This window comes from Vibrio sp. V19_P1S1T109, from assembly GCF_002241375.1.
GTDB lineage: Bacteria > Pseudomonadota > Gammaproteobacteria > Enterobacterales > Vibrionaceae > Vibrio > Vibrio anguillarum.
This window is the reverse complement of the sequence record NZ_NDIM01000235.1, coordinates 1-8,556: the sequence shown is the minus strand read 5'-3', so window position 1 is coordinate 8,556 and position 8,556 is coordinate 1. Positions and strand designations below refer to the sequence as shown.

General features: G+C 45.5%; 6 protein-coding genes. 2 read left to right on the top strand and 4 right to left on the bottom strand.

Annotated elements, in window-relative coordinates; translation table 11 throughout:
* Positions 1–32 precede the first annotated feature (32 nt).
* A complete protein-coding gene (locus tag B9J87_RS11610) occupies positions 33–875 on the bottom strand; it encodes an AraC family transcriptional regulator (RefSeq protein WP_176429518.1) in 843 nt (280 codons plus the stop codon).
* A gap of 94 nt (positions 876–969) precedes the next feature.
* On the opposite strand from B9J87_RS11610, the gene B9J87_RS11605 reads away from it, so the two are divergent.
* Positions 970–2,364 carry an MATE family efflux transporter gene (locus B9J87_RS11605; protein WP_064626635.1) on the top strand — a complete coding sequence of 465 codons (1,395 nt, stop codon included), beginning with the start codon at positions 970–972 and terminating at the stop codon, positions 2,362–2,364.
* Positions 2,365–2,440: 76 nt separating this feature from the next.
* Here the strand turns inward: B9J87_RS11605 and B9J87_RS11600 are convergent, their stop codons facing one another.
* The 3 genes from B9J87_RS11600 to phhA all read right to left on the bottom strand — a co-directional run bounded on the left by B9J87_RS11600 (position 2,441) and on the right by phhA (position 6,198).
* On the bottom strand, positions 2,441–4,765 hold the full coding sequence (locus B9J87_RS11600; RefSeq protein ID WP_094150859.1) for a methyl-accepting chemotaxis protein: 2,325 nt from the start codon (positions 4,763–4,765) through the stop codon (positions 2,441–2,443).
* A gap of 316 nt (positions 4,766–5,081) precedes the next feature.
* Positions 5,082–5,414: a 4a-hydroxytetrahydrobiopterin dehydratase gene (locus tag B9J87_RS11595; protein WP_094150857.1), complete on the bottom strand. Its 333-nt coding sequence runs from the start codon at positions 5,412–5,414 to the stop codon at positions 5,082–5,084.
* Positions 5,407–6,198 carry a phenylalanine 4-monooxygenase gene (gene phhA, locus B9J87_RS11590; protein ID WP_017045087.1) on the bottom strand — a complete coding sequence of 264 codons (792 nt, stop codon included), beginning with the start codon at positions 6,196–6,198 and terminating at the stop codon, positions 5,407–5,409. Before phhA ends, B9J87_RS11595 begins: the two co-directional genes overlap by 8 nt.
* Before the next feature lie 270 nt (positions 6,199–6,468).
* Between phhA and B9J87_RS11585 the strand changes: the two genes are divergently transcribed.
* Positions 6,469–8,442, top strand: coding sequence for an acetoacetate--CoA ligase (locus B9J87_RS11585; protein WP_176429519.1), 1,974 nt, complete (start codon positions 6,469–6,471; stop codon positions 8,440–8,442).
* The last annotated feature ends 114 nt before the right edge of the window (positions 8,443–8,556 follow it).

Here is an 8,556-nt window from a genome sequence, read left to right as displayed (position 1 = left end):
AATGAAGAGTGCCATTTACCAATGCCGTGGAATTAATCATTTCGTTTTTTACGAAATTCTCGTGGTGTGCAATGGCTCCATACCTTAAAACGAGTACTAAAGTTTGCTGGGTTAGGATAGCCGACAATGTCACCGACATGTTGGATTGGCCAGTCGGTAGAAACAAGCAAACGAGCGGCGTACTCCATACGCATTCGCGTTAAGTGGGCTTTAGGACTGTGGCCAAAGTGCTGCTGACATAAACGATGTAAATGAGCTTGCGAGCAAGGAAATAATGCGGCGAGATTTTCTATTGTCCAATCTTTATGCAGCTGGCTCTGGACTCGCTGAAAGACGCGATTTAAACGCAACGAAGTACGCGAGAGCGGTAGTTCAATCGGTGCTCGGAGCATGATTTCTATCTGTTCAACAATGCGTTGCCCGACCTGCTCACCAAGCTCAGCAGGCAATGTTAAGGTTCGCAGCAGCGCTTGAATACTCGCATACATGACCGCAGCGATAGGCGTTAATGTGTAATGTATTTCTTCTTTTACGGTGTTTTTCCAATGACGCTGTGGTGCAAGAAAGATCCACACCACTTGCCACTCTTCTTCTTCAATTCCAAAACCATTTTCGACACCCGCTGGTACCACAATTAATGAGCTCGGTTCCAGTAAGTAACGGTCAGTTCCACTCGTTAGCCAACCTTTTCCCTTCACCGTGTATAACAGCATATGCACGCTCTGATTTTTCCGATAAACAGAAAACATTTCGCGGCAGGTTGCAATTCCGCATTGCACAATGCCGCTTTGCTCCAATGCTAAGACGCGACTTTGGTCAATAAATTCTTGATGTGTTTTATCTGAGATGGAATACCGTTCTTGCTTGTCTGACATATGAGAGTTTGGCAAAAGTTATAGAGGTATTGAGAGAATACAAAAATTACGATTCGATTTACACTTGCCGCATATCAAAATGAGGTAATGCACCATGTTTATGACTCCCTTTCATCAGCTAGACCGTCAATTTTGGCGCAAGTTGATCGATATTGGCGTACCGGTATCCCTCCAGTCAATGCTGTTTTCACTGTTAGGTGTAGTGGATATTTTTATGGTCAGCCAATTAGGTGAATCCGCTACGGCGGCCGTTGGTGTTGGCAACCGAATATTTTTCTTTAATCTCATCGTTATTGTTGGCGCTAGCGGTGCAGTAAGCGTGTTAGCTTCGCAATATTTTGGTGCAGGTAACATCGAGGGCATAAAACGGACATTGGCTCAGTCTTGGATAGTGGCTCTGCTGTTTACACTCCCCTTTATGCTGCTCTATTTGTGGATACCTCAGTCTGTTGTTTCTTTAGTGGCCAATGATGCTCAATACGTCACACTAGCCACGGATTATTTATGGATCACAGCACTTAGCTTATTTTGTACCGCATTAGTAGTGCCACTAGAGAGCGCACTACGTTCTGTCGGCGTGGCAAAGTTGCCAACTCAAGTAAGCATTCTGGCCATCATTATTAACGCTGTCTTAAACGCTTTACTCATTTTTGGCCTGTTCGGCTTTCCAGAATTGGGGGTTGTGGGTGCAGCGATTGGCACAAGCATCTCACGCGGCTGCCAAACCATGCTGCTTTTTTGGCAAGTAAAGCGACATTACGCTCATCTATTGCCCAATCGCGAAAACTGGCAGCAAGCAAAAATGAAACACCATAGACAGCGCTATTTTAAAGTCGCAAGGCCAATGATTATTCACGATTCAGCATGGGCGGCTGGCATTTTGATTTACAACGTTATTGTCGGCCAGTTGGGCGTTTCTGAACTTGCGATTATCTCACTGCTTTCCCCCATTGAAAGTGTACTCATTTCCGCCTTTCTTGGATTTGCCGTGGCCGCCTCTATCTTGCTTGGACATGAAATTGGTGCACAGCGTTACGAACGTGCCGCGCAGACTTCTTGGTGGTATGTACTTACTAGCTGCGGGCTGGCGTTGCTGCTGGCATTGTTCTGCTTTTTGGCTGAACCTTGGATTTACGCTTTGATCGAAAAAAGTCCACTGCATGATACACAAATGGCCGTGAATGTTTGCTTAGTAATGGCGTTTGGGATGGTACTACGGGTATTTAATATGGTCGGTATCGGTGGCGTGTTAAAAAGTGGCGGCGATATTAACTACAGTATTTTCATTGACTTATTTGGCCAATGGGCGATTGGCATTCCGTTGGCTTATTACACAGGGTTGGTTCTTGGCTGGCCTTTGCATTGGGTTATGATGGTTATTATGCTTGAAGAGGCCGTCAAAATTATCCTTACAACACAACGGATCTATTCCAAACGTTGGATCAATAACTTGGTCAACGAGACAGAGCCTTCAACGCTCCAAGCATAGTTAAACCGAATATAACTCTATGCTTGGAGCGAACGTAACCAACACAGTTGCTGATTAAGTAGGAAATGTCTTAGTGTTACGCCTTATATTTGAACTGAGCAATCTCACTATTTAGTGTCTCTGCTTGCCCAGAAAGGTCGGTAAGCACTCCATCAACATCATTCACTTGTCCAGAAACCGACAGTGAAGCATCGGCAATCGAAGTAATACTGCTGCTGATTTCATCCGTTACTGATTTTTGCTCTTCTGTCGCGGCAGCAATTTGCACATTCATGTCATTCAGTTCGGTTAACATTGACATGATTTGAGCAAGCATATCCGTATTCAAATGGCAGGTTTCAACCCCTTTCACCACGGTTTTATTGGCCTTTTCAATTCCCTGCGACACACTGTTTATTTCATGTTGTAGCGAATCGATTTTTTTACGGATCTCTTCAGTAGAAGTTTGCGTGCGCCCTGCTAATGATCGCACTTCATCGGCAACGACCGCAAAACCACGCCCCTGCTCGCCAGCACGTGCTGCTTCAATCGCCGCATTAAGGGCCAGTAAGTTGGTCTGCTCGGCGATACCTTGGATAACATCAAGCACTTCAGCAATAGAATTACTTTCACTATGGAGCCGCTCAATAGCTTCCACCGCCATCCTCATCTCATCGCTCAACAAACTGATTTCATTTCCCAACGCTTCCCCGACGTCGACACTTTGTGACCCTGTATCATTAGCTGATTTCACATAATCGGCAGCTCGGCTAGCAAACTGCGCTACCTCGCCAATTGAAGCACTCATTTGATTTACCGCCGCCGCGACCGATTCTGTTCTCATACTCTGCTCGGCAACGGCGCCTCGCGTGCTCTCCATATTGGAAGACATACGATGAGTGCTGCCGTTGAGTGACTCCGTCGCCCGCGCAAACTGCTCAATGGTTTTCTGTAAGCTGCTAAATAGCTGATTAAAGGCAACCGCAACTTCCGCCATTTCATCTTTACCCTTTTCACTTAAACGCGCGGTTAAGTCATTCTCCTGATTAATCCGATGCAGCTCTAACGACGCACTGCGGATAGGTTTGGATATACCACTTCCTACGATGTAAGAAATAAAGAGTGAAAGCACCACAAGAACAGCAATGCTAATCAACACAGTCTGCAGTACTGAACGCTCTAAAGTCGAGACATCTTGTAACGCCTCAGATTGGTCGATTTCAGTTAATATGGCCCATTTTTGTCCCAAAACATCCAGAGGTGCGTAGGCCGAAAGTACTTCAACATTGCGATAGTCTTTGATGGTTTCTAGGCCTTGTCCACCCGCCAATGCCTGTCGTACCGCGTCGGTCTTGATGCGTTGACGTCCAATGGCCGAACCCTTGGTTTTGATTTGATCGATGATGGCTGGCTCAACACCAATATCAGTTAAGGTTTGAAGATATTGCTCAGGATCTTCTAATAAAAACCGTGATTGACTGCGCAATAAACCATCTTGCCCCACAAGGTAAGTTTCTCCACTTTTACCGAGCCCCGCATCAGCCCAGCTACCGCCAAATGTCATGATGTTGTTGATCACATCGATCGGCATCTGAAAGATCAGCGTGCCTACCCGCTGCTGTTCTTTGAAAATTGGGGCCGAAATAAACGAAGCCGCTGCCTCATAGGAAGGATAATAAGGTGCAAAGTCTTCGAGGTAGGATTGCCCCTCTTGCAAGTTTTTCGCCTTAGCAAATGCATGGCCTAGCCCCGAATTTTGATATGCGCCAGTTGATAAATTGGTCGCAAAATCCAGTTCTTTAAACACGGTATAAACCACGTTGCCTGACAAATCGACAAGGAAAATATCGTAATAGCCAAACGCTTCTAAAAATCGCCTAAACGAGGCGTGATAACGCCGGTGAGCTTCATCATAGCTGCTGCCCAATGAATCAAAATCCAAGTGATGTTTGGATCCAAGCTCGTTAGGGTTTACGCCGATGTAGCGAGCCTGCAGTGCTTTTCCCTGCTCTGAAAGCTGTGCAAATGCACCAAGTTCATTTGGCTGACTGCCATTGTTTTCCTGACGGTAAGTACGACCAAACTGATCACGATAATACCGTTCTAGCGCATCCGTATCTTGGGGCGTTATACGGTGGGCAGGATAACGAGAGAACGAACGACTAAAAGAATCCATTGCTTCTTGAGTCGATACCTCGGAAGACAAGGTCTCAATTTGCAGACGGATCTGTTTGAAATAGTTAGTTATTTCACTCTTTTTGATTTCGCGTACGGAGGTAAGTTGATTTGCGGCTCGGTCATAAAGTGCTTGGCTTGAGAGCTCTGATGCTCGCCACCCAACAAAACCACCGCTGATTACCACGCCAACTGAACACAAGATAGTACATGCCGCAATGATTTTCGTTGATATTTTCATAGTCAAACCCTACGCATAGAAATGAACAACTTTTTGTAAAGCCATCGTCGCCCCCAGCCACTGGGTTTATATGAAATTTGTATTATGAGCTTTTCAAAGTGTAGGTCACGGTTTGGTTTTTGCGTAGAAAAACGACCGGATACATCCAAACAACTTGTTGAAGTTGCAGGTAGGCGGTAAGTGAGCTCATCCCCATGAGCACAAGTAAACTCTATGCTGGGTTGAGCAAACGTAGCCAGCACTGCTGCAGCTTCAAGTGCACAACGAAGGGAAAATAACCATCAGGTCGAGATCTAAACCTAACACATTGATAGTATTAATTTTAATCGATTAATCCATCACATTTTGCGGCGCAGATAAAATCGTTTTTGTGCAATCCTTTGATGGAATGGCTCCACCAAGTCACGGTCACTTTGCCCCACTCTAATAACAAACTGGGGTGGTGGAATTCCGCTTCAGCTAATTGAGCAACTTGGTTAGAAAATGCCCACGCCAACTTGAAGTTTTTGAACACATACACTTTTTCCAACTGGGGGATGCCATCACGTACAACAAGAGACCACCCCTCAAGTTTAGTGAGTAGTTGCTGCTGCTCGGGGATCGATAATGCTAGCGCATCAAGGCTACAAGCTTCACAACGTAATTCTTCAAGCATGGGTCTCTTCCTTGGGTTGAAATAAGGGGGCCAACAAGCCTGCCTGCATGGCACTTTCTACCTGCTGTACAAGATTTTCTTGGCTCAAATGGTACAGATCTCGTAGATCATCCAACACATAGTAAATGGGTTGCATGATATCAATACGATATGGCGTTCTCAGCACTTGTTGGATGTCAAATTTTTCACGTATGGCCGTTTGATTATCAAGGCTATACACGGTTTCAGCGGGGGAGGATAAAATACCTCCGCCATAGATTTTTACACCGTCACTTTCTTGCACTAAACCAAATTCGACAGTAAACCAATAGAGCCGCGCCAAATAAGCTCTCTGTTTTGGGCTCGCGTTAGCCCCAAGCTTGCCGTAAACCTGAGTAAATGATGCAAAATCAGGATGAGTAAGCATCGCGCAATGACCAAAAATCTCATGAAAAAAATCCGGTTCTTGCAAATAGTCAAACTCTTCACGGCTACGCAAAAACGTGGCAACTGGAAATTTTTTCTCTGCCAATAAGGCGAAAAATCGATCGAAATTAATTAAAGCGGGCACCGGCTCGACTTGCCATCCGGTTTCACGTTGCAAAATACGGTTGATATCGGGCAACTGAGGAACCTGATCTTTAGAGAGTTGCAGCATCGCTAACCCATCCAAATAGGCTTGGCATGCTCGCTGCTCAACGACGGTCTCTTGACGTGCGATCAGATCATACCAAATCCGATCCTCTTCGTTACTCCAGTCAATGAAACCTTTGCTATTTAATGGCTTAGAATGATACTGCGTCATACCACAACCTTTTAACAAACCGATTGCATTAAGCCTATCGCCTTGTGAAAAGTCTGCCAATCTTAGGCTCGACATCTGACGACGCTCACGCGTAACAAATATTTTACATTTATGGTTTTTTTACTTAGATATCAGGGATATGATTATGGCCAACCCGTTTGACTTTACGGCGTTCGCCGACAACACTAAACAGTGCCAACAGATCAGAAAATAAACGGATATATACCCACTTGTAGGGTTGTAGGGAACGCGATTATGTTTGAAGAAAATTTGACGCCGCACACACCGCTTTGGGTCCCTAGCCAAGACCGCATCAAAGCGTCCAATTTAAACCAGTTTATTGAGCACATTAATATGCAAGGTGAGGCGATAGAAAGCTACTCACAACTGCATCTCTGGTCCGTTGCCGAGAGAAAACAATTTTGGTTAGAAGTGTGGCAATTTTGCGATGTGATCGGCTTTCGTGGTAACTGCATTTACGGTGAGGGGATTGCGAGATGGGACGACTTCACCGCCGCCAGAGACACAATTTGGTTTCCCCAAGCACAATTGAACTACGCGGAAAATCTGCTCTCTTATGCGTTTCAACAACCGGAAGGCATTGCCGTTTGGTTTAAAAATGAAAATGGGCAAAACAAGAAACTAACATGGCAGCAACTCAGTGATCAGGTTTCTATTATCCAGCAGTGGTTAAAACAAAATGGAGTTGAAAAAGGTGATGTTGTCGCCGGTTACTTACCCTATATGACCGAAACTTTAGTGGCTATGTTAGCGACTACTAGCTTAGGAGCCGTTTGGACATCAACCTCTCCTGATTTCGGTGTCGACAGCGTAGTAGAACGTTTCGGCCAAGTACAACCCAAAATTTTATTCTGCTGCAATGGGTATACGTTTAATGGCAAAACCCATCTCATGGAAGAAAAAAACGGTCAGATTGCCGATGCTATTTCGAGCCTACACAACATTTGTCAGATCGAATATTTACAGCAACGCTCACTCACGGCTGATTTTAACGACGCTTTTTCTGATTGGAATGCGATTCTCGCAAGTTACCTTCCACGTGGGCTACGCTATGAACGCATTGGCTTCAATGACCCACTGTTTATCTTGTACTCATCAGGTACGACAGGTAAACCCAAATGCATCGCCCATTCGGTTGGCGGTACGATTTTAAATCATCTCAAAGAGCATCAATTACACTGTGATATTCAACCGGGCGATCGTGTGTTTTATTACACCACTTGTGGGTGGATGATGTGGAACTGGCATATTTCGGCGCTCGCTAGCGGTGCTACGTTGGTTATTTATGATGGTAGCCCAATGTATCCGCAACCGGGTGTATTGTGGGATTTGGCAGAAGAAGCCAACATCACTTTGTTCGGTACATCGGCCAAATATTTAGAGGCACTGCAAAAAACCGCGTATTCACCGAGCGATTACTACCCTCTCTCCTCACTGAAAACATTATGTTCAACAGGTTCGGTTTTGTACCCAAAACAGTTTGATTATGTATACGCCAACATAAAAGCGGACTTACACCTCGCCTCTATCTCGGGTGGAACCGATATTTGTGGCTGCTTCGTGCTTGGCAACCCCATATTGCCGGTGTATCGAGGAGAATGCCAAGGCGCAGGCTTAGGACTTGATGTCGCCGTATTTAACGACCTTGGTCAACCCGTGATACAACAACGGGGAGAGTTAGTCTGCCGCAACAGTTTCCCTAATCAACCCATCGGGTTTTGGCATGACGATGGCCAACGTTATCACGATGCGTATTGGAGCAAGTTCTCTGGTGTATGGCACCACGGTGATGAAGTTGAGTGGACCGACAATGGGGGAATACGTTTTTATGGGCGCAGTGACACCACCTTAAACCCTGGAGGCGTGCGTATCGGCACGGCGGAAATTTATCAGCAAGTGAATAGCTTTCCTGAAATACAAGATTCGGTCGCAGTGGGTCAGAAAATCGATAATGATGAGCAGATCATCCTTTTTGTACAACTGGCTCCACAGTGCGAACTCAACACCCTACTGGTGAACACCATCAAACAGCGCCTAAGAGAAAACTACTCCCCTCGTCATGTTCCTGCGCAGATCCATTCCATCAGTGATGTCCCGCGCACCAAATCCGGAAAACTGGTAGAACTCGCGGTGAAGCAAGTACTGCATGGCGAGACAGTCAAAAACTTAGGTGCCATTGCCAATCCTCATGTATTAGAAGAAATCCACGCGCTGTTTACATAAACATTATTCTTGAAATAAAGGCGGTGGAAGTTGATGTAGGTACATAGCGGTAAATATTTCGGCAGCTTGTCAAATAACCCGCAGCTTTTCGTGTAATTTGTCAGTATGTCAGTG

What these genes read in the sequence shown, in the direction of transcription:
- B9J87_RS11610 (WP_176429518.1), bottom strand. Translation starts at nt 875, where the DNA reads ATGTCAGACAAGCAAGAACGGTATTCCATCTCAGATAAAACACATCAA.
- B9J87_RS11605 (WP_064626635.1), top strand. Translation starts at nt 970, where the DNA reads ATGTTTATGACTCCCTTTCATCAGCTAGACCGTCAATTTTGGCGCAAG.
- B9J87_RS11595 (WP_094150857.1), bottom strand. Translation starts at nt 5,414, where the DNA reads ATGCTTGAAGAATTACGTTGTGAAGCTTGTAGCCTTGATGCGCTAGCA.
- phhA (WP_017045087.1), bottom strand. Translation starts at nt 6,198, where the DNA reads ATGACGCAGTATCATTCTAAGCCATTAAATAGCAAAGGTTTCATTGAC.